Raw genomic sequence first — 21,613 nt, 5'->3', positions numbered from 1 at the left:
GGCTTCGGCACGGACGTCGAGGTTGGCCGCCGGCTCGTCCAGGACGAGCAACGTCGCGCCAGCGTCCGCGGCGAGCAGGGCACGACTGAGAGCCACCCGCTGCCACTGACCGCCGGACAGGTCGGTCCCGTCGGTGAACTCGCGGCTCAGCACGGTGTCCCATCCCGCCGGCAACGTGCTGAGCAGATCGGCGGCACCCGCGCGCTCGGCGGCGTCTTCGATCCGATCGGTGGAGGCGCTCAGGTCACCGAACCCGACATTGTCCCGGGCGCTGGCCGGGTAACGGGCGAAGTCGGAGAAGATCGCGGCGACCCTGCGCTGCCAGCGGTCCGGTTGCAGGCCGCTCAGGTCCTTGCCGTCGACCGTGATCCTGCCCTTCGTCGGTTCGTAGAACCTGCACAGCAGCTTGACCAGGGTGGTCTTCCCGGCGCCGTTGAGGCCGACGACGGCGAGCGAGGTCCCGGCCGGAATGGTGAGACTGAGGTCGTGCAGCACATCGACGTCGCTGCCCGGATAGCGGAAGCTCACGTTCTCCAACCGGATGTCTCCGCGCGGCAGTGCTTCCGAGCCTGTGGGTTCCGAGCCGGACGGTGGGGACTCGCCCGTTCCGGGCACCGGAGCGGTCTGCTCGCGGAGCTTTCCCTCCAGGACGAGCAACGACCGGACCGGTTTAGCGCACAGCGTGAGGTTGATGACGGCCTGGCCGCCCGGACCGAACTGTGCCAGGGGCGCCAGGACCGCCTGCGCCACGACCGTCGCGGCCGCCAGACCGAGCTCGCCACGACCCAGCTCCACCGCCGCCCAGGCGAAGCCTCCCGCCGTCACCACGCACAGCGCAATGACGGAGAGGACGACGGACGGCGTTACCCGGGCGATGTTCCTCAGGTCGAGGGCGAGTACGCGTCGTAGCCGCGTCTCCCAGCGGTCGAGAGCCCAGGATGCGAAGCCGAACAGCCGCACCTCCTTCGCGCTGGGCGGCGACACCGCGACGTCCCGTTCGTACTCCAGACGACGGAACTCCGTCTCGCCGCTCGACTGCGAGAACCCGAGAATCATGTCCAGGCTGTCCCGGGTGACGGAGTACTGCGCCCAGCAGGCGGCGGCCGCCAGCAGCAGGCCGAGCCACCACTGCAGCCAGATCACCACACCGAACGCAAGGACAAGGCCCAGCCCGCCGGAGGCGAGGTTGCGGAGTGCGGCGGGTGTCTTCGCCGGCCGCCACCAGCCCGCTCCCAGACCGTCGGCGACCTCCGCTGCCAGGTCACGGATGCGGGAATCCTCCAGGTGCGCGATCCCTGACGGTGCCTGGAGCAGGACGATGACGCGGTCGTCCAGGTGATGGTTGAGCAGTTGGCCAAGACGCCAGTCGGCGAGGGCAGCCACCGACGCGAGCGCCTGTTGGACGACGTAGATCCCGGCGACCAACGCCAGGGCGGATGCCCAGTCGCTGTCCTGACCCCCTACCAGGGTGGGGATCTGGGCGACGAGGTGGCCGACTGCCAGCATGAAGCCGAACCCCAGAAGGGGTTCGACGACCGTGGCGACCGCGACGGCAATGGTCAGCGGAAGGCTGACACGAGGCAACATCGCGACGGTGGCCGCCACGACCGAACGACGCACCCGCTGGTCCCCCTCGTTGTCGACCCCGCTGATGTCCGGATGGGACCCGGAGGTCGAGAGCATAGGGGCAGGCACCGCGAGCTGTCATTACGCTGCACGGCCTCGACACCCGGCGGGCCGTCACTCATCCCGTCACGTCCGGGCGGACCTCGTTGCGTACCGCGTCGATGTAGTCCGCGATGGCGTCCCGGTTGCGGGTCAGACACGTGATGCGCTGGGTCATGCGGTCGCGTTCGTGTTCCAGAGTGGCGATCATCTCCGGTGTCGCGTCGGAGAAGTAGATGACCCGCGGCTTGTCGAGGCAGGGGAGGATCTGCTTGATGATGCGGGTCGGCAGCCCGGCATCGAGCAGGCCCCTGATCTGCAGGACCCGGTCCACGTTGTACTCGTCGTAGTCCCGGTAACCGTTAGGGGATCGACGCGCGACGATCAGGCGCTGCTCCTCGTAGTAGCGCAGCAGTCGGCGGGATGTGCCGGTGCGGTCCGACAGCTCTCCGATTCGCACGTGATCGACCTCACACCATGTCGCTTGACCTTCACATCGATGTGACCGTTTGACGATACCAAGCGTGCGAAACCACACGACCCGATCAGCCGGCTCCGACGCCCTAACCGACAACCAGCGACTGCCGCTGCGAGCGCTGATGGCGCTGTCCACGGCCGCTTTCCTCACGGTCCTCACCGAGGCCCTCCCTGCCGGCGTCCTGCCCGGAATGAGCGCCGACCTCGCCGTCAGCGAGGCCACGACCGGGCAGTTGGTGACGATCTACGCCATCGGAACTGCCACCACGGCGATCCCTCTGTCCGCGGCGACAGCAGGGTGGCGGCGAAAACGCCTGTTGCTGACCGGCGTCGCGGGGTTCGCCGTTGCCAACACCGTCACAGCGGCCTCGGCCCACTTCCCGCTGACCATGGCGTCCCGGTTCGTCGCCGGGGTGGCCGCGGGGCTGGTGTGGGCGCTTCTGGTCGGGTACGCCCGGCGCATGGCACCTGTGCCACTGCAGGGCAAGGCGATCGCGATCGTCATGGCCGGAATCCCCACCGCACTGTCGCTGGGAGTGCCGGCAGGGACCTTCCTCGGCGGCGCGTTCGGCTGGCGGCTGACGTTCTCCCTGATGAGCGTGCTCGCCATCGCCCTCGTCGGATGGATCGTGGCCGCGGTCCCGGACTACCCCGGCCAGCGGTCGGGTGGCCGAAGGCAGGTCCTCCGTGTGCTCAGCGTCAGAGGCGTGGCACCGGTTCTGTTCGTCACCGGGGTGTTCGTCCTGGCCCACACCATCCTCTACACCTACATCGCGACGTTCCTCGGCCAGGTCGGCATGGGGGACGCGATCGACGTGGTGCTGTTGGCATTCGGCGTCACCTCCATGCTCAGCATCTGGATCGTCGGCGCGCACATCGATCGGCGGCTGCGAACCCTCAGCATCGCCAGCACCATCCTGGTCGCCGTGGCGGCCGCCATTCTGGCCGTGCTCGCCGACGCTCCCGCCCTCGTCTACGTCGCGGTGACACTGTGGGGACTCGGGTGGGGAGGCGTACCCACTCTCCTGCAGACCGCCGCGGCTGATGCCGGCGGCGACGCGGCCGACGACGCCCAGGCCATGCTCGTCACCTTGTGGAACGCGGCCATGGCAGCCGGCGGCGTTGCCGGCGGGATCCTGCTCGACCACCTCGGCCCCGGCAGCTTTCCCTGGACTGTGCTCGTCCTCCTCGCGCCGGTGCTCGTCGTCGTGGTCGCCGCACGCACCCACGGCTTCGCCGCTGTCGCGCCGAGGCGCGCCGATGCTCCGGGACGTCCGTGATCCGTCACCTCTCAGCGACCGCCGGGAGGCGCGGCCAGCTTCGTGGGTCGTGCACTATGTCATGGAGTTGGTCGGTCCGGATCGGCCACCCCGTGAGCACGCATCGCCCGACCCGGCCCAGTGCCGTGGCCGGGTCAGCTGCGCCGGCGGTCTGGTGGCCACATCGCCCCTGGCAGCCTCGAGCTGGGGCTGGGTGAGGAAGATGGCGCCGACGAGGTCGGCACCGGCAAGGTTCGCGCCCCGCAGGTCTGTCCCGAGGAGGTCGGCGCCGCGCAGGTCGGCACCACGCAGGTCGGCGGCGATCAGGAACGCCCCGCGCAGGTCGGCACCGCGCAGGTCGGCACCACGAAACCCCTTGCCGATGAGGTCAGCACCCGCATGGTCGGGTGTCGATCGGCCCACCTCGGCGCGGACCAGGGCGCTCGTCCGCCGGAGCAGGTTGGCGATGCCCCGCCTGTGTTTCCCGACGTTCAACGCGACAAGGTCGTCGGGTTCGCCGCGGGTCAGGCGTTCGGTCTCGTCGACGGCGGCACCCAGCTCGCCATGCAATCCCCGAGCGGCGTCCAGCGTGAGCGCCTCGGACAGGTACCACAGCAGCTCGTGGAGCTGCCGCATGATCGGGAACACCTCGAACATCCGGCCGGCGATCGCCGGTGTCCGGCGCCAGTCCCCGCCGCCGAAGCTGACCTGGGTGACCTGCTGCCCGGCGCCGAAGCAATCATAGACCGTGCACCCTGGGAAGCCCTTGTCCCGCAGCTGCTCGTGGATGCCGCACCGGAAGTCGGTGCGAAGGTTCGGACACGGCTTCCCGCCGTCCTTGTCGATCGCGAAGTCCGACGAAGCTGCGAAGGCCGGCACGACGCAGCAGAGCCCCACACAGCGTGCGCAGTCCGCGCGCAGCCGGCGACGGCGTTCGTCGGGTGTCGCGGAACGGAGTTCTTCGGGCAATTCGTACGGGCCCTGACGGATCGGAGACGTTGGTACCCGAGCGAGCCTACCCGGGCGCGACCGCCAGCTCCGCGAGGCCGGCGTCGCCGGATCGCCACGCGCCGACCCTCACCGACGCGTACCTGGCCTGCGCTCCCTCGGTGAAGGGCTGCCAGTTCACTCCGTCAACCGAAACCTCCACGGCGTAGGCCGGAACCCGGCCCGACGTCCAGCGCGGAGTGACCGCGGCGACGCGCCGCTCCGCCGCGAGGTTCACCACCATCCGGCGATCGGATCCGCCCGGGACCCATGCCGTCTCCGGATCGGCGTCCACCGCCCGGTCAGGGTCGCTCATCCCCACCGGCAACGGCGAGGCCGGGTAGGTGATCCGGTCACGGGCCAGGTCCGTCGTCGGTGTCGGCACGCCCTTCGCGAAGGACACCGGGACCGTCTGTCCCGGAGCGACCGCGACCGTGTGGGCCTCACCTGTGGCGACCGACTCCAGGCGTACGGCCGTGTCGGTGGCACCACCACGGACCCGGACGGTCTGTGAGTCGGCCACCTCGATCGTCAGGCCCGTGAGGGACCGCTCGCTGGTCGCCTGGAAACGAGGCGGCTCGACGGCGGCGGTTCCGGCGCCGAGCGAGACGGCGTAGGTAAGGCCGCCATCCGTGATCTGTTGGCTTCCCCGGTAGACGAGGCGCCCTGACCCAGCCTGCGGCACTGTCAACTCCGCCTTGTCAAGCGCGGTGTCGCCCAGGTTGAACAGCGACAGGTACTTCCCGCTCAGGGCGGCCCGCAGCCCCGCCGGACCGCCAGCCGGCTGCGGAAGGCGCGCCAGCTGTGCGGTCTCCGCGGGCTTCTGCGCCGGATAACCACGCACCACCATGGCGGCCGCACCGCTCGCCGGGCCCTGCGACAGCGCGATCGACTCGGCCGCGACGCCGATGGGGTTCTCCGAACCCTTGATCACGAACCCGGCACGACCGTCGACGTTGAGCCAGTCACCGCTGAGCTTCTTCCACCGCGGGACGCTCGCGACCGTCGTCCAGGTCTCGCCATCAGACGACGCCTCGATCCGGTAGTTGAACGGCCAGGCGTCCTGCTGCCAGTGGATCTTCACCCGGTCGACGTCGACCTCGGAGCCCAGGTCGACCGCCCACCACGCCTTCATCGTCGGACGTTCCGCCGCGGAGTTCGCCCATCGGGTCGCCCGGTCGCCATCCACGGCCATCACCGGGGCGCTGGACTCACCGAAGAACGACGAGGCCGTCGCCGGCTTTGTCAAGGCGAGGTTGACATCGCTACCGGGCCCGTACGCCTCGAACTCGTACATCGAGTAGCCCCACTGCGACTGTGCCTGTACGCCGACCATGCGCAGGTGTCGCGCCTTCGTCGCGGGGAAGTCCAACGTCTCTGTGCCGCCCCGGCCGTACCCGTCCGGTTCGAGCGTCACCTTCTGCGTCGCCGTCGTGAACGTCCGGTCGCCGTCGAGCCCTGCCATGCCCGGCATGTCGAGGTTGAACAGCCGGAGGTATCCCTCGTCATCGCCGGTTCCGGTGGTGGCGTAGACAACCGAGCCGTCCGGAAGGGTCGTGTAGCCGGCGTAGGACGCCCCGCGCCGGACCACCGTGGCGCTCGCGTCCACACCGTCGCGGACGGCCGTGTAGCTCTGGGAGGTGAAGGAGTCCGCCGCGGCCACCGACGGCAGGAACGCCGGCGACTTGCTGGCCGGGTTGACGAACCAGTCGTCGTGGTTCGGCAGGAACGCGAACTTCGTGTAGGCGGGCTTGGTCACCCCGATCGCGAGCGATCGCCCGGTCTGGTGCGCGACATGGCCCGGGACGGGGCCGAAGTCGGTGACACCCGACGCCCGCGCGAAGTACTCCCGCTCGCTCACCGGCTCCACGTCACCGGCCAACTGGTCCCGCCAGTAGTGCAGCAGATAGGCGTAGGCGACCTCCGCGCGTGCCTCCGTCTCGTACTTCGTACCCTCCCTGGACTTGACGAGCCGACCCGCGGGCTCCCACGCCACATAGGGCTTCAGCTTCTCGGCGAGCATCCGCTCGGTCCGGGCGGCCATCGGGTCACCCGTCACCATCGCGCGGTACGTCAAGGGCAGCAGGTTTCTCCCGTAGATGTGCTGGCGGTCGCCGATCATGTGCTCGACCGGGACCCCGGCGTCTGTCCCGAGCCGGTTGAGTACGCCGGTCACTTCGTCGTTGTTCGGCAGCGTCAGCTGACTCTGCGGGATCGGGCGCCCGGTCAGCAGATAGCGCGGGACGTTCCGGCCGGGAATACCGCTGGCCGCCTGGTAGATCCCGTTCCACGTGTCGTGGTTCTCCGAGACGTAGGTGTCGAACACGTTCTGCGCGGTGTTCCACTCCGAGATCGGCCGGCCACCGACGAGCGCCGGGTTCGCCTGGTCGGCGACCGGCAGGCCCGGCATGTTCAGCGTCCAGCGGTCGAGCCACTCCCGCCATCTCGACGCGGCGGGATCGTCCGGCAGGTAGGCGTCCGCCGCCGACAGCATCATCGTGCGGGCACCCATCTCCTCCATCTTGGTGTCCTTGACGTAGCCGCCGGTGAGACCGTTCGTCGTCCCGCCTTCACGGCTGGGGTCAGTGGGATTCGCGCCGACGTCGGCGAGGTAGTTCGCTTCGCCGCGCGTCATCGTGTCGACGTTCGCCCGAGTCGTGTCGTCGAGGTCGTCCCACATCAGATGCGCGGCGTCGACGAGGTAGGACTCCATCGTGGCGTCCCAGTAGATCTTCGCGCCCCAGGTGCCCTCCGCCGGGTCGACGAACCTGTTGCGGGCAACGGCTTTGGCGATGCTGGCCACGGTGTGTTCGTGCAAGGTGGCCTCGTCGACACCCGCGACGTTCTCGTCGTAGGTGCCGAACTTCAGCAGGATCGCGTTGCCGAGGGTGCCGATGACGTCCCAGTTCTCGATGCCGTACGAACCCAGTGCGGGATCCCAGGTGCTCTCCTGGAAGCGGGTGTTCTCGAGCAACAGGCGGTAGTAGGACCTCGCCAGCGCGTCCTCGGAACCGGCCGGGAGCGCGGACGCCGACGGAACCGCTTCCGGCGTGGGTGCACCGGTGGCCGGGCCGGCCAGGGTGGCGATCCCGGCAAGGCCGGCCAGCAGGGACACGAGGACAGCACGCACCCGACGCGACACAGGGCACCTCCGGGCACACCGACGGCAGGCAGGTTCGTGGAGTCTAGTCGATTAGTACGATTTATCGAAGATCACCAGGGGCTTGCATAATCGTGAAATATGATTTAATCTCCGCCGGCAGACGCTCCAGCTGGTCGTCCATCCCGCTGATCAGGAGGACCGGATGGCATCCGCCACCACCCCCCACCGCCGCGCGCTCGCGCTGATGTGCGCCGGCCTACTCGCCACCCTCTCGATCGCCACCGCGTGCGGGTCGTCCGACCCGGCCGAGTCCTCCGACGGTCCGGTGACCCTCACCATGACCGCCTGGGGCGGTGACGTCGACAAGAAGGTCTACGAAGAGCGCCTCGCCATGGCGCACAAGAAGTACCCCAACATCAAGGTGAACCTGCAGATGTCGCCTGGTGGTGAGGAGTACTCCCAGAAGGTCTCCACCGCCATCGCGGGCGGCAAGGGCCCTGACATCCTCGAACTCGCCGAACACGTGCCTGCCTTCGCGAGCAAGAACCAGATCCTCCCCCTCGACGAGCACCTCGAGTCGAGCAAGCTCGATCTCACGACGACGTTCGGGGAGACGACCGCGAAGATCTTCTCCTACGACGGGCAGCAGTACGCCGTGCCCGACCGGTCCGGCGCGATGGTGCTCTACTACAACAAGAAGATGTTCGACGACGCCGGCGTCGACTACCCCACCGCGGACTGGACCTGGGACGACCTGCTCGCCGCGTCGCAGAAGCTCACGATCCGCGAAGGCGGCGAGGTCAAGCAGTGGGGCTTCGCCACGATCTCGTGGTGGCCGTACTGGATGAGCTTCATGTACCAGAACGGCGGCCAGGTCCTCGACGCGGCCGGCAAGCCGGTCATCAACAGTCCGGAGAACGTCGAGGCGATGCAGTGGTACAACGACCTCGCCTGGAAGCACAAGGTCTCCCCCACCCCGCGCGACTTCGCCAACTACGGCGAGGGTGTCGGACCTGACCAGCTCTTCGCCCAGGGCAAGCTTGCCATGGAGATCACCGGGTTCTGGAACATCGCCGCCGCCAACAGCGTCGAGGGTCTCGACTGGGACATCTCCCCGCTCTGGCAGGGCAAGCAACCGGCGACGAGTGCCTTCTTCAACGGGCTCGCCATCTCCCGCACGTCCGAGCACCCCGACGAGGCATGGAAGGTGATCGAGTTCATGGCCAGCGAAGAGGGCCAGCGACCGATCATCGACAACGCCGAGGACGCACCGGCCAACGTCCAGGTGCAGCGAAGCGACGCGTTCCTCTCCCCGAAGTGGGCGACCCGCGAGGTCAACATGGGCGCGTTCGCCGAGTCCTCCGACGCGGTCTTCGTACCGCCCCTCACCCCGCAGTGGAACGAGATGCTCAAGGTGTGCACCGACAACATCGACCTGATGATGAACAACAAGGTCACGCCACAGGAGGCGCTCGACACCATCCAGGAGCGGCTCGACCAGGTAATGAGCCAGGGCGAATAGGACGGTGAACGCCCAGAGCGAGCAGCCGACCGCCGCACGGCGTGCCCTCCCGGCACGCCGTGCGGCGGTCCGCGGCCGGCGCCCCCGGCGACCGGGCGACCGGCCCTGGTGGACGCAGGGGCGGCGCGAGGCCCTGTGGTTCTACCTCATGGCCTCGCCGTGGATCGTCGGATTCGTCGTGTTCCTCGCCGGCCCGATGGTCGCGTCGCTCTACCTCAGCATGACCGACTACGACCTGCTCACGCCTCCTGAGTGGGTGGGTCTTGACAACTACGTCCGCATGTTCGGCGAGGATCCGCTGTTCTGGAAGGTGCTGCGCAACACCGCCTTCTACACGTTCCTGTCCGTGCCCGTGTCGACCGTGCTGTCGGTCGCGCTCGCAGCCCTGCTGCACAAGCCGCTTCCGGGCATGCGGTTCTACCGCACAATCGTCTACCTGCCGGCGCTCGTGCCCCTGGTGGCGAGCGCGATGCTGTTCACCTGGGTCCTCGCGCCCGACGCCGGGCTCATCAACCGCGGGCTCGGACTGCTCGGCATCGAGGGGCCGGCCTGGCTGCTCAGCGAGACCTGGGTCATCCCGGCTCTCATCCTCATGTCGATCTGGAGCGTCGGCACCGGCGTCGTACTCCTGCTCGCCGGCATGCAGGGCATCCCGCCCGAGCTGATCGAGGCCGCCACCATCGACGGCGCCAGCCCGCGCCAGCGGTTCTTCCGGATCGTCCTGCCGATGCTGTCGCCCGTCATCCTCTTCAACGTCGTGATGGGTCTGATCGGCGCGTTCCAGGTGTTCAGCCAGGTCTACATCCTCACCGGTGGCGGGCCGAACAACGCGAGCCAGATGCTCGTGCCGTACGTCTTCGAGGAGGGCTTCCAGAACTACCGGATGGGCTACGCCTCCGCGCTGTCCTGGCTGCTGTTCGCCGTCATCATGATCTGCACCGCGGTCGTCTTCCGGTCGTCGTCGCGCTGGGTGTTCTACGAGTCGGAGGTTGCCCGATGAGCACGCCGGTCGACGATGCGGTGACGCGCCAGGACGCACCCGACGGTGGGCTGCGCCGGAGCCAGGCGGTGGGGACGCGCCGCGGACGCGACGCCACCGTGTCCTACGGTGTCCTCACCGTGGTGTCGGCGGTCCTCGCCGCGCCGTTCGTCTTCATGGTCTCGATCGCGCTGTCCAGCGACGCGACCGTCCAGAAGGTGTCGTTCACGCTGATTCCGCGCGAGTTCCAGTTCGACAACTTCGTCCGGGTGCTGAGCTCGGATGCGCACATGGCGCGCTGGATCCTCAACAGTCTCATCATCGTGACCTTCGCCTGCCTCGGACAGATGTTCGTGAGCGCGATGGTGGCGTACGCCTTCGCCCGCTTGCGGGCGCCCGGGCGCTCGGCGCTTTTCGTCGTTCTCCTGTCGACGATGATGGTGCCGGTCGAGGTGACGATCATCCCGCAGTTCGTACTCTTCCGGGAGCTCGACTGGATCGACACGCTGTGGCCGTTGATCGTGCCGAACCTCTTCGGCGGTGCGTACAACATCTTCCTGATGCGGCAGTTCGTCACCCGGATCCCGCGTGAGCTCGACGAGGCGGCCCAGGTCGACGGGCTCGGCTACTTCGGCATCTTTGCCAGGATCGTGCTACCGCTGATGAAACCGGTGGTGGTCGCCGTCGGCGTGTTCAGCTTCTCGTTCTCCTGGGGCTGGTTCTTCGGGCCGCTCATCTATCTCAACACCGAGACGAAGTATCCGCTCGCGCTCGGCGTGCAGTTCCTCTCCGGGACCTCCACGAATGCCCAGACTCCGCCGTACAACCTCGTCATGGTGGGTGCGCTCTTCCTCACCGTGCCGATGGTGGCGGTCTACTTCTTCAGCCAGAAGTACATCTACCAGGTCAACCTCGGCGCGGGCAGCGCGGGAATTCGTTGAGACTCACGGCGGGGCCTCGTCACCTGCCTCGGACGATGGAGACGAGGCCGCCCACCATGTGGCCACACTGCGCCGGGGTGAGGGACCCGAAGTACTCCCCGAGCATCTCCAGCGGAAGCCACACGACCCGATCGGCGAGGACGACGCCGTAGTCGGTCTCGATCGCATAGGCCGTGGCGCGGTAGCGCGTTCCGGTCTCGATCTCGGCGACGAGCACGGTCGGCCCCGCCGCGGCGTTGTAGGTGTCCGCGGACACCACGGCGTAGAGCTCCCGCTCTCCGGTGAGCGGCGACTTGTCGGAGATGTAGACGCTGCCCTGGCGGGGATGCTCGGATTCCGGGCCGGTCAACGACTGGACTGCTTCCAGGTGGTCAGGGCGTCGCGCCGGGCGGTGGCGCGGCGCCGCAAGGTTTGCGGATCATCGCTGCTCTCGAGCATCGCCACGTGCTCGGCGGCATCGCGGCGGGCGAGCTCGACTCGCAGCGCCTCGTCGATCCACCTCGACAGGGAGGTTCCGGCACGCTTGGCGTGTGCGGCCGCACGGGCGTGGGTGTCGTCTGGCAGGGAGATGCCCAACTTCACGGTCATACCTGCAGTCTGACCGATGGTACGACCGAAGCGGAAGAGGGCCAGCCGGGACGTGGACAGAGACTTCCGTCCCGACCCCGATCACGGCACCCTGAGCCGCGACGAGAGGACACGCTGTGACCGGAAGCCGTTCCACCGAGATTGCCGACGTCGTGGCCTGGGAGGCCCTGGACTCCAGGGGAAGGCCGACGGTCGCCTGCCGGGTCCACCTCGCCGGTGGTGCCGTCGGCCGGGCCATCGTCCCGTCCGGCGCGTCGACCGGCAGCCACGAAGCCGTCGAGCGCCGGGACGGTGGAATGCGGTACGGCGGGTGGGGTGTGCGCGGCGCGGTCGAGGCCGTCCGCGCCGAACTCCGGCCGGCGGTCATCGGACTCGACGCGACCTGCCAGGTCGACGTCGACCGTCGACTGGAAGAGGTCGACGGAACGCCTGACCTTCGCCGTGCCGGCGCCAACGCTGTCCTGGCGGTGTCGCTGGCGACCGCGATCGCCGGTGCACGGGCGCTCGGCCAGCCGCTGTGGAAGTCCCTCGCCGGACCGAGTCCGCTGGCCGGGGACCCAACGGCCGGGGATCCGACGGAACCGGTCCTGCTGCCGATGCCGATGGTCAACATCCTTTCCGGCGGCGCCCACGCCGCCCGGGCGATCGACATCCAGGACGTACTGGCCGTGCCGGTGGGTGCCGGCACCTTCGCGTACGGACTCGAACTCGTGGAGCGGGTGCGCGCCGCGACCGCAGCGCTCCTCGACTCGCGCGGCGACGGCACGGGCCTCGTGGCCGACGAAGGCGGCCTCGCCGCGCCGCTTCCCACCAACGAGGCCGCACTTGCGCTCGTCACGGACGGTATCGAGGCCGCGGGCCTGACGCCCGGACACGACGTCGCACTCGCCGTGGACCTCGCGGCGAGCCAGTTCGGCACCGCCGACGGGACGTACCACCTGCGGTGTGAGGACCGGGTCCTCGACCGGGACGGCTGGCTCGCCGAGGTCGGGGGCTGGTGCGAGAGGTATCCGATCGTGTCGCTCGAGGACGTCCTGAACGAAGACGACTGGGAGGGCTGGACACTCGCGGCTCGTACCTTGCCCGGGGACTGCCAACTCCTGGGCGACGACCTGTTCGCGACGCATCTCGAGCGGGTCGAGAAGGGTATCGCCTGCCAGGCGGCCAATGCCGTGCTCGTCAAGCCCAACCAGGCCGGGACGTTGACCCGGGCGCAACGCGTCCTTCGTCGGGCTCAGCAGGCCGGCCTCGCGACGGTGGTCAGCGCCCGCTCGGGCGACACCGAGGACACCTGGCTCGCCGACCTTGCGGTGGGGTGGCGATCAGGACAGATCAAGGTCGGTTCGACGACCCGCTCGGAGCGGACCGCGAAGTGGAACCGGCTGCTCGAGCTCGAACGCGACCTGGGCGAGGCCGCCGTAGTCGCCCACCAGGGCGTGCTGCGTGGTCAGGGGTACTGAACGGATCCGACGCGGACCTGGTCGAGCAGCAGGTCGACGAACCGACGCGCGGCGGGATTGTCGCGCAACGACTCACGGACCCGCACCGCGATATGACGTATCGGGCTCGGGTCGACGATCGGAACCGCGACAAGTCCGGTCGGCAGCGTCCCGATACCCAGGCGCGGCACCACGGTGATCCCGATGCCAGCGGCGACGAACGAGATGGCCGTCGGGTAGTCAGGCGTCTCGACCTGGAATCCTGGGCTGAAGCCGACGGAGGTACATGCGTCGAGCACCACCTGCCGGCACGGCCCCCTGCCGTAGTCGTTGTCCACCCAGGCTTCGTCGGCAAGCTCTCTCAGGGGGACAGCATCCCGGGCGGCCAGCCGATGACTCGCGGGCAGCACCACCAGGTACGGGTCGTCGAGCACGGGGCGCACGTCGTAGCCCCGCGGTGGGCCTGAGGCAGAGTCCCGGACGAAGATCTCCAGGTCAGGTGTGGCGTGCTGGTCGTCGACCACCTCGATGAGCCGCAGGTCGACGCGCAGCTCGGGGAACTCGCGGGTGAGCGTCGCGACCACCGGAGGTATCCAGGCGGCGCCCGCGGAGGCGAAGTAGTTCACCGCGAGACTCCCCACGCGACCCTCGCGCAGGTCGGCGACCATCGACTCGAGGGCGGCCAACCGTTCGAGTACGGAGGCCGCCTCATCGGCCAGCAGCCGTCCTGTCACCGTGGGAGTGATGCCTCGACCGTCGCGTTCGAGCAGGCGGAGACCCGTCTCGCGCTGGAGGACACCGAGATGTTGGCTGATCGCCGAAGGTGTGTAACCGAGGTTCGCCGCGGCCCGATTGACCGAGCCGGAGGCCACGACCGCCCGGAAGATGCGGAGTCGATGAGCGTCGAGCATGAACTGACTGTACAGCGTTACTGAACAGACATGTAGCAACGTTCGCTTGTGCTGTCGAGTGTGGCGGGTGAGGATGAACCGCGTAGGAGCTCCTGGCGACGGTCCTGACAGCGTGGTTCTCGCACGTGCTGCTCCCCCGCCGTCGCTTCGGCCGGGTCCGAAGTCCGCACGACCTACTCTCCGCACAAGGCGTACGACATCGCAGGAGGCACGGTGCCCGGCAACACCGACGGCGGCATGGTCACGACGTCGACGCGCGCTCCGGCCCCTTCCTCCGCGACTCGGCACCGCGCGGTGGTCGCCGCGCTGGTCACGGTTCTGCTGTGGGCCTCGGCCTTCGTCGGGATCCGGATGATCGGAACGGCCTACTCCCCCGGCGCGCTCGCCTTCGGGCGGATCGCGGTGGGCGCACTGGTGCTCGGCGCGTTCGCGTGGCGTTGTCGATCCCCGCTGCCTCGTGGCGGCGCCTTCGCGCTCGTCATCGGGTACGGAGTCATCTGGTTCGCCGGTTACACCGCAGTGCTCAACCTGGCCGAACGCCATCTCGACGCCGGCACCGCCGCCCTGCTGGTCAATGTGGCACCGATCCTGGTCGCGGTCTTCGCGGGACTCTTCCTCGGAGAGGGATTCGCCCGACCCCTGGTGATCGGAATCGCGATCGCCTTCCTCGGCGTCGTGGTGATCGCACTCGGCGGTTCCGGGGGCGAGTCGGTGAACGATGGCATCGGCATCGTGCTCGGTCTCGTCACCGCGCTGCTCTACGCCGCCGGGGTCCTCATGCAGAAGGTCGCTCTGCGCCGGGTCGACACGGTGACCGCCACCTTCCTCGGCTGCGCCACCGGGGCGGTCGTGCTGCTGCCTTTCGCACCACAGTTCGTGGCCCAGAGCATGGCGGCGCCCACCAGCGCGATCGCGGCGGTCGTCTACCTGGGCGTGTTTCCCACCGCCATCGCCTTCAGTACCTGGGCCTACGCCCTCGCGCGCACCGACGCCGGACGGATGACCGCCACGACACTGACAGTGCCCGCGATCGCGATCGTGCTCTCCTGGCTGCTGCTCGGCGAGCTGCCGACCGTGCTCGGGATGGTGGGCGGGGCACTGTGCCTGCTCGGCGTGGCCATCAGCCGTCGCCACTGAGACTGCTCGCTCGAGTGGCTGCCCGACCGGCCGCTCCAGCGCGCGGCCCGTCACCGCCACCGGGTCGGATCAGGCCTGCTCGAGGGCCGTCCCGAAGTCTTCGATCAGCCGATTGTGGTGATCCTCGCCCAGCAGGTGCCCGGCGGCGACGACCAGGGCGACCGGCCACTCCAGCAGGCCGAGGACGGTGAGCGCGGCGACCCCTGCGTACCACGCCAGGTGTTCCGGTGCGGGCAGCGAGGTCGGGCCGACGAAGGGCAGAGTCACGTGGACCGCGTTCGAGGCCACGGCCTGTTCGGCGGCGGACCGGCACCCTCCTGACGTTGCGGGCCGCGCCCGTGCCCGGTTGTCTTTCGTCGGACCCGGAGGGCGTTGTGTACGCCCGGTCCCGGTGTTCCCTGCCGTCGTTCGCGCGGCCACGCGCCTCACCCCCTGGCGTGGCCAGCGTAGGCAGGAAGCGGCAGCGACCACGTCATCCCGGCAGGGTGACCGCTGAACCCGATCAGGAGCTCGGTCGTCATGGCACGGGATCCGTGCGGACCTTCCGCCCGACCAGTCGAGCGAGGGCGCCCACAGCGGGCACCGCAACCGCGGCGGCCGTACCCAGACCGGCCGATGTGAGTGCTGTCGCCCATCCCACCGGACCGAGCGGTCGGCAGCCGAAGAAGTGGCTGACTCCCGGGGTCTGGACGACCGCCGCCAGCGCCGCGCCCGAGGCCGCACTCGCGCCGACGACCAGCGGGCTCCGCCAGCCCGTGGCGACCGTCTGCCCGAGCTGCGTACCGACCAGCGCGACGAGCGACACGGTGCTCGCCCGGGCCTGCGTTCCGGTCGCCCGAGCGACCAGCCACGCCCCCGTCGCGGACGCCGCGGTGAGCCCGGCGCGGACCAGGATGTCGCGGGTGAGCGCGGCACCAAGCGAGGCATCCGGGCCTTCGCGCAGCAGGGCCTCCGGTGTGGTGTGGGTGGGCGGGCGGACCGCGAGAGCCAGGGCCGGCAGGATGTCGGTGAACAGGTTGACGAGCAGCAGCTGCCGTGCATTCAGTGGCGATCCGCCCGGGGCCAGGAGGCCGGCGCCCAGGGTGAAGGCGATCTCACCGAGGTTCCCTCCGACGAGGAGCGCCACCGACTCCCGCACCGACGCCCACATCGCCCTCCCCTCGACGATCGCGTCGGTGATGGTCTCGATCCGGTCGTCGGTCACCACGACGTCGGCGGCTTCGCGGGCGGCGTTCGTGCCGTACTTGCCGAGCGCGATGCCCGCGTCGGCGAGCCGGATCGCCGGCGCGTCGTTCGTACCGTCTCCGACCATGGCGACGGTGTTGCCGCACGCCTGGTACGCCCCCACGATGCGGACCTTGTGCGCGGGAGTCACCCGGGCGAAGACCGACACCTTCGGCAGGTTCGTCCGCAGTTCGGCGTCACTCATCAGGTCGAGCTCGCCGCCGGTGAGTACGCGCCGACCGTCGAGGATCCCGAGCTCTGCCGCGATCGACTCCGCGGTCGTGGGGTGGTCGCCGGTGAGCATTCCGACGCTCACCCCGGCACTCCGCAGGGTGGACACGGCGTCCGCTGCCGTCGGGCGTACCTGGTCGGCGAGGGCGAGCAGACCGAGGAACTCCAGGCGTTCGACCCGGTCTTCGGTGAGGTCCTGCCGACTGGACGCGGCGCGTTGGGCTACCGCGAGCACGCGGTAGCCTTCGCGGGCGAGCCGGTCCACCTCTGTCTCGATGGCGTCGAGCGCGGCGGCGTCGAGCGGATCCACCGCGCCGCTCCGGCGCCATGACACGCAGCACGGCAGGACCTGTTCCGGTGCGCCCTTGACGACCAGCGCCATCCCGGTGGCGGTTCGCCCCAGGGCGGCGTGGTAGCCCCGGCCGGACTCGAACGGTACGTCGTCGACGAGTTCCCACCCGGCGTCGTCTCCGGGAGCGAGTCCGCCGTGGCGCGCAAGCACGCCTACCTGCGCCGCTGCGTCGACGACCGCGCGGTCGGTGGGATGCGGCTGCGCCCTGCCGTTGACCCGCTCCGGACTCGCCCGGAGACCGGCCGCGAGGATCGCCCGTCCGGACGGGTCCAGTGCATCGACCGGAGCGTCCCGTACACCGTCAGAGACCCGACGCAGTCGGATCCGGCCCTCGGTGAGGGTCCCCGTCTTGTCGAGCAGCAGCATGTCGACCCGGCCGAGCGTCTCGATCGTCGGCGGGTTCCTGACCAGCGCGTTACGCGACGACAGGCGCCTCGCCGCGGCGAGCTGGGCGACCGTGGCGACTACCGGCAGCCCTTCCGGTACGGCGGCGACGGCCAGGCTGACCGCGGTGCCGAGACTCTGCTCCAGCGGCCGCCCACGCAGGAGCCCGAGGCCGACCAGGCCGGCTGCACTGCCGAGCGCCACCGGGACCGTCGCGCGTACCAGCTTGGTCAACCGCGCCTGGACGCCGCCCTCCGGCCGCTGTCCGCTGGCGGCCGCCGCACTCTTGCCCGCCTCTGTCGCCGGGCCGGTCGCGACGACGACGGCCGCCGCCTGCCCCGCCGCGACCACGGTCCCCGCGTACAGCATGCACGTGCGATCGGCCATGTGCCCCGCCATGCACGGCGCCGGCGACTTGGCGACGAGCTGGGACTCCCCGGTGAGGCTCGACTCGTCGGTCTCCAGGGCGCTCGACTCGACGATCCGGCAGTCGGCGGGAACCGCGTCACCGGCCTGGAGCAGAACGATGTCCCCCACGACGACGGTGTCGGGAGGCACGTCGAGCTCCTTCCCGTTCCGGCGGACGCGGACCGTTGCGGCACTGGCCTCCTCGAGCCGGCGGATCGCCCGATGCGTTCCGACCCGTTGGACGCCCCCGACCAGGGCGTTCAACGCCATCACGGCACCGATCAGTCCGGCGTCGGACACCGAACCGCTCGCGGCCGCGATCCCCGCCCCGGCGGCGAGCGTCGGCGTCAGCGGATTCGCCAGCTCATCCAGGCACGCCCGCGCCAGACCCGGCTCCTCCTGATCGCCGACGTCATGTCGGGAGCTCAGACGGTCGGCGGCCGCGGCGGGCGAGAGCCCCTCGGGCGAGCTGTCCACCCGCCCGAGTACGGCGTCCACCGCCAGGGCATGCCAGTCAGTGACATCGGCGGGCACGGGCGCGGGCCGCCGGGCGAAAGTGTGGGCCGCCCACATACCCATGACGAATCCGGCCCCGGACGCGACATTGACGGCCAGGGTGGCCCGCTCGGTCGCTCCCGCCCGGGGTCCCATCAGGGCCAGCAGACCGGCCGTCACCGAACCGTAGGTCGCGAGCAGAGCAGCACGTTGGGAGACGCCCCGCGCGACACCGATCGCGTCGAGAACGAAACACGCCTCGCTCAACCCCGGCCCGCACAGCAGGTCCGCTCCCCAAGGCGGCCGCCGGTCCGGTTCGAGGACACCGATCCCGCAGTCCGCCGCCACGAGCGCCGCCCCCGGGCCAGGTGCGACCAGCGCGACGACCCGCCCCTCGGCCTGCAGTGCGCGGACGGCGGCAGGTAGCCGGCTTCCCGACGACACCACCCGGTCGACCACGAAGCGGCGAGCCAGGCCGCTTCCCCGCCCGGCGATCACCAGCTCGCCCGCCGACCGGGCGGCCGTGACCAACGCGTCGGCCAACGGGGACACCTCGGGTTCGGCGGCAGTGACCGCGACCAGCCGGCTCTTCCTGAACAGGCCGAGGACGACCGCCCCACGCCTGCGTACCTGCCGGACCGCGGCCGCCGCCGCCTCGGTCTCCTGGGGAGCCACGGTCGCGAGGGGACGGAGGATCCACTCGCCCTGCCGGCGTACGGCGGTCGGGTCGCTCGGATCGAGCATGGCGTCGACCCGGGCCCGCAACCTCGCCGCCTTGGCCGAGACGTTCGGGTTCTCGCCGTTTGGGTCCTGGCCTTTCGGGTCTGCCTGGTCGTTCAGACGTACGACGGGACCGCAGGTGTACCTCCCGGTGAGCAGTACGCGGGAGTCGACCACCACGGTGTCCACCCGGTCGAGCCGGCGCAGGACGCTGCCGTCGAACGGCACCACGCCCCGGTCGGCGAGGACCCGACCGAGGTGGGCGGCGAACGCCTCCCTGGTGACGGTGGTCGCCTTGGGCATCGCCGACACAAGGATCGACAGGGGACGCCGAACGCCACCGCCGGCGAGGCACGCCATGGACGCGCCCACGAGACCGGCCAGTCCGGCGCGGTCCTCATGGCGTTCCACCGATCCTGGGGGCATCGCGACCCGGGCCCGAAAGTCCACCGCAGCGGTCCGGTGGTCACCCGGTCGCGCGGAAAGGTCGGGCTCCCGCTCCGTCCAGACTCGGCGGCGCGCCGCGGCCTCCCGCGCCAGCGACAGCCTGGCCGCCGCGTCGACGACCAGACCCGCCGGACTCTGCGCGAGCCCTTGCGCCACGGCGCCGGCAAGGGCCAAGGTCAGACCGGCTGCCGACGGGCCGAGCACCGACTCGATGGCCCGCCGGACCCGGGGTGTCGACGCGACGAGTGTGGGCAGGACGGCGATCTCCGCCCGGAGGCGCGGGGCCCGTACCAACCGCCCGAGTACACCGACACCAAGACCGGCCAGATCGGTGGCGAAGGCCACAAGGTGGCGTTGCTCCGCTTCGCGGTCGGCGGGATGCACCGGCCGGTCGGGAAAGCCTTCGTCACCCAGCCCGTACCGATCCTCCACCTCCTCGATCGTCGCGACCAGATCGCCAAGGTCGACCGCATCCCCCGTGCAGGCGGCGATCACCCGGCCGAGCACGGCGTTCACCGCAACCCAGCTCACGCCGGGGCGACGGACCAGCGCCGCCTCGACGTCGCGAGCCGCCTGCTCGCTGCCAGGCCGGTCGATCCCTCGCATCTCGACATGCGCGCGACCATTGCCGACCCAGATCCGCCGGGACTTTCGGGCATGGCGTACGGACGGCTGGGAAGCAGACACCCTCGACCCCTTCCTCAGTGGTGGAAAGTCGAGGTGTCGCGTCCCACCCGCGGCATCGGTGCCTCCAACTGGTCGAGGAAACCCACGGCGTCCTTGATGTCGGCCACCAGCAGGTGCGCGAGGTCCATCGACACCCCGTTGCGGACGACCACCCGCATGACGATGGTGTCCTGCAGGTCGGCCGGCAACGGATACGCGGGGACCAGCCAGCCACGTTCGCGCAGCTTGTTCGACACGTCGTAGAGATCCCAGCGGCGCGCCGGCCCGGCCTGCCGCCAGACCACCACCGGCAGATCGGTGCCGTCCCCCACGACGTCGAACCGTCCGAGACCGGCGAGCTCCTTCGCGAGGTACGCCGCGACCTCCCGGCAGGACTCCTGCACACGGGTGTAACCGGTCCGCCCCAGCCGGAGCAGGTTGTAGTACTGCAGGAGGACCTGTGCCCCTGGCCGGGAGAAGTTGAGGGCGAAGGTCGCCATGTCCCCACCGAGGTAGGACACCCGGAACACCAGATCGTCCGGTACGAGGTCCCGCTCCCGCCACACGACCCAGCCGAGGCCGGGATAGACGAGGCCGAACTTGTGTCCCGACGTACTGATCGAATGGACGCGGGTCAGCCGGAAGTCCCAATCCAGGTCGGGTTGGAGAAACGGCGCGACAAAACCGCCGGAAGCGGCGTCGACGTGGATCGGAATGTCGAGCCCCGTGCGGTGGTGCAGCTCGTCCAGCCCGGACGCGATGTCCGCGACAGGTTCGTAGGCGCCGGTGTACGTGACGCCGAGCACAGGTACGACACCGATGGTGTTCTCGTCCACCGCGTCAAGGACGCCTTGCGCGGTGAGGCTGGGCCGCTCCTCGGTGACCGGCACGTATCTCGGCTCCACGTCCCAGTAGTTGGCGAACTTCTCCCACACCACCTGGACCGCGGAGCTGAAGACGATGTTGGGTGTCGCGGTCGACTTCCGCGCGGCCCGGCGGGACCGTTGCCAGCGACGCTTCAGCGCCAGTCCGGCGAGCATGCACGCCTCAGACGAGCCGACCGTCGAGACACCCATCGTCCGGCGTGGTTCCGGGCAGTGCCACAGGCCGGCGATGATGTGGGCGCAGCGCTCCTCGATCGCCGCCGTCATGGGGTACTCGTCCTTGTCGATCATGTTCTTGTCCGCCGACTCCGCGTAGAGTTGCCGCGCCTGCGGCTCCATCCACGTGGTCACGAACGTCGCGAGATTCTGTCGGGCATGGCCGTCGAGCAGAAGCTCGTCGTGGATCACCTGGTACGCCGTGTCCGGCAGCATCTCCCGTTCGGGCAGGCGGTCGCGTGGGACGCTCTCCTCACCCGCACGGGTGAAGAGCGGGTTGACGTCGATGTTTTCGCGTTGCCCATGACGGTTTGCGTGCGGTAATGCCACGCCCGTCTCTTACCACAGGCTGGATCTGGCGAATCGGCGTGCGATCTGGTTGGCGAGGACGAGCAGGATGAGGCCTACGACGGAACGGAAGAGTCCGATTGCTGCGGCGTAGGAGATCTGCGGTACGGCGGCGGCGAGGCCGACTTTGTAGACGTAGGTGTCGATGACTTCAGAGGTTCCTAGGTTGAGTGGGGTTTGCATGAGCAGGACCTTCTCGAACCCGACCGACAGGATCGTGCCGATGTTGA

At 69.6% G+C, this 21,613-nt stretch carries 15 protein-coding genes and 2 pseudogenes; 6 read left to right on the top strand and 11 right to left on the bottom strand.

Translation table 11 applies throughout. From position 1 onward, the window contains the following. Positions 1–39: 39 nt before the first annotated feature. Positions 40–1,056: pseudogene (locus ABNF93_RS34920) on the bottom strand (ATP-binding cassette domain-containing protein); the annotation flags it as partial. A gap of 688 nt (positions 1,057–1,744) precedes the next feature. After that, positions 1,745–2,125 (bottom strand): MerR family transcriptional regulator, encoded by a 381-nt coding sequence (locus ABNF93_RS14330; RefSeq protein WP_349328501.1) that lies wholly within the window; start codon positions 2,123–2,125, stop codon positions 1,745–1,747. A gap of 64 nt (positions 2,126–2,189) precedes the next feature. Here ABNF93_RS14330 and ABNF93_RS14325 point away from each other — a divergent pair, with 64 nt between their 5' ends. Beyond that, positions 2,190–3,422 (top strand): MFS transporter, encoded by a 1,233-nt coding sequence (locus ABNF93_RS14325; RefSeq protein WP_349328500.1) that lies wholly within the window; start codon positions 2,190–2,192, stop codon positions 3,420–3,422. A gap of 54 nt (positions 3,423–3,476) precedes the next feature. Here the strand turns inward: ABNF93_RS14325 and ABNF93_RS14320 are convergent, their stop codons facing one another. Together ABNF93_RS14320 and ABNF93_RS14315 are read right to left on the bottom strand one after the other, a co-directional pair. Next, on the bottom strand, positions 3,477–4,370 hold the full coding sequence (locus ABNF93_RS14320; protein WP_349328499.1) for a pentapeptide repeat-containing protein: 894 nt from the start codon (positions 4,368–4,370) through the stop codon (positions 3,477–3,479). Between the two features lie 46 nt (positions 4,371–4,416). Continuing rightward, positions 4,417–7,530, bottom strand: a complete 3,114-nt coding sequence (locus tag ABNF93_RS14315; RefSeq protein ID WP_349328497.1) for a discoidin domain-containing protein — start codon at positions 7,528–7,530, stop codon at positions 4,417–4,419. Between the two features lie 163 nt (positions 7,531–7,693). On the opposite strand from ABNF93_RS14315, the gene ABNF93_RS14310 reads away from it, so the two are divergent. The 3 genes from ABNF93_RS14310 to ABNF93_RS14300 are packed head-to-tail and all read left to right on the top strand — an operon-like array spanning position 7,694 to position 10,933. Next, positions 7,694–9,013 carry an ABC transporter substrate-binding protein gene (locus tag ABNF93_RS14310; RefSeq protein WP_349328496.1) on the top strand — a complete coding sequence of 440 codons (1,320 nt, stop codon included), beginning with the start codon at positions 7,694–7,696 and terminating at the stop codon, positions 9,011–9,013. A 4-nt stretch (positions 9,014–9,017) separates the two neighbouring features. Beyond that, positions 9,018–10,013 carry a carbohydrate ABC transporter permease gene (locus ABNF93_RS14305; protein ID WP_349328495.1) on the top strand — a complete coding sequence of 332 codons (996 nt, stop codon included), beginning with the start codon at positions 9,018–9,020 and terminating at the stop codon, positions 10,011–10,013. Further along, entirely contained in the window at positions 10,010–10,933 is a 924-nt protein-coding gene (locus ABNF93_RS14300) for a carbohydrate ABC transporter permease (RefSeq protein ID WP_349328494.1), read from the top strand. Before ABNF93_RS14305 ends, ABNF93_RS14300 begins: the two co-directional genes overlap by 4 nt. A gap of 19 nt (positions 10,934–10,952) precedes the next feature. On the opposite strand, the gene ABNF93_RS14295 is transcribed toward ABNF93_RS14300, so the two are convergent. Both ABNF93_RS14295 and ABNF93_RS14290 read right to left on the bottom strand, forming a co-directional pair. Then, entirely contained in the window at positions 10,953–11,282 is a 330-nt protein-coding gene (locus ABNF93_RS14295) for a hypothetical protein (RefSeq protein ID WP_349328493.1), read from the bottom strand. After that, complete coding sequence (locus tag ABNF93_RS14290; RefSeq protein WP_349328492.1) at positions 11,279–11,521, bottom strand: hypothetical protein; 243 nt, start codon at positions 11,519–11,521, stop codon at positions 11,279–11,281. The genes ABNF93_RS14295 and ABNF93_RS14290 overlap by 4 nt, the downstream gene beginning before the upstream one ends. 116 nt (positions 11,522–11,637) lie before the next feature. Here ABNF93_RS14290 and eno point away from each other — a divergent pair, with 116 nt between their 5' ends. Next, the gene (gene eno / locus ABNF93_RS14285; RefSeq protein ID WP_349328491.1) at positions 11,638–12,981 is read left to right on the top strand and encodes a phosphopyruvate hydratase; all 1,344 of its coding nucleotides are present in this window, start codon (positions 11,638–11,640) and stop codon (positions 12,979–12,981) included. Here the strand turns inward: eno and ABNF93_RS14280 are convergent. After that, positions 12,969–13,871, bottom strand: a complete 903-nt coding sequence (locus ABNF93_RS14280) for a LysR family transcriptional regulator (protein ID WP_349328489.1) — start codon at positions 13,869–13,871, stop codon at positions 12,969–12,971. The two genes, eno and ABNF93_RS14280, sit on opposite strands and share 13 nt — an antisense overlap. 213 nt (positions 13,872–14,084) lie before the next feature. Between ABNF93_RS14280 and ABNF93_RS14275 the strand changes: the two genes are divergently transcribed. Further along, positions 14,085–15,008: a DMT family transporter gene (locus ABNF93_RS14275; protein WP_349328488.1), complete on the top strand. Its 924-nt coding sequence runs from the start codon at positions 14,085–14,087 to the stop codon at positions 15,006–15,008. A 69-nt stretch (positions 15,009–15,077) separates the two neighbouring features. Here the strand turns inward: ABNF93_RS14275 and ABNF93_RS14270 are convergent, their stop codons facing one another. From ABNF93_RS14270 to ABNF93_RS14255, 4 genes and pseudogenes are all read right to left on the bottom strand, one after another. After that, entirely contained in the window at positions 15,078–15,275 is a 198-nt protein-coding gene (locus ABNF93_RS14270; protein ID WP_349328487.1) for a hypothetical protein, read from the bottom strand. 250 nt (positions 15,276–15,525) lie between these two features. After that, on the bottom strand, positions 15,526–19,956 hold the full coding sequence (locus ABNF93_RS14265) for a cation-translocating P-type ATPase (protein ID WP_349328486.1): 4,431 nt from the start codon (positions 19,954–19,956) through the stop codon (positions 15,526–15,528). Positions 19,957–19,970: 14 nt separating this feature from the next. Next, positions 19,971–21,365: a glutamate decarboxylase gene (gad, locus tag ABNF93_RS14260; protein ID WP_349328485.1), complete on the bottom strand. Its 1,395-nt coding sequence runs from the start codon at positions 21,363–21,365 to the stop codon at positions 19,971–19,973. 9 nt (positions 21,366–21,374) lie between these two features. Further along, positions 21,375–21,613 (bottom strand): annotated as a pseudogene (locus ABNF93_RS14255) (sugar ABC transporter permease); the annotation flags it as partial.

The organism is Actinopolymorpha sp. B9G3, assembly GCF_040120725.1.
GTDB lineage: Bacteria > Actinomycetota > Actinomycetes > Propionibacteriales > Actinopolymorphaceae > Thermasporomyces.
Note: the sequence above shows the minus strand (reverse complement) of the source record. Positions and strands in the feature narration are given on the sequence as shown.

Coding starts and splice junctions, on each gene's coding strand:
- ABNF93_RS14310 (WP_349328496.1), top strand. CDS start 7,694: ATGGCATCCGCCACCACCCCCCACCGCCGCGCGCTCGCGCTGATGTGC.
- ABNF93_RS14300 (WP_349328494.1), top strand. CDS start 10,010: ATGAGCACGCCGGTCGACGATGCGGTGACGCGCCAGGACGCACCCGAC.
- ABNF93_RS14290 (WP_349328492.1), bottom strand. CDS start 11,521: ATGACCGTGAAGTTGGGCATCTCCCTGCCAGACGACACCCACGCCCGT.
- ABNF93_RS14280 (WP_349328489.1), bottom strand. CDS start 13,871: ATGCTCGACGCTCATCGACTCCGCATCTTCCGGGCGGTCGTGGCCTCC.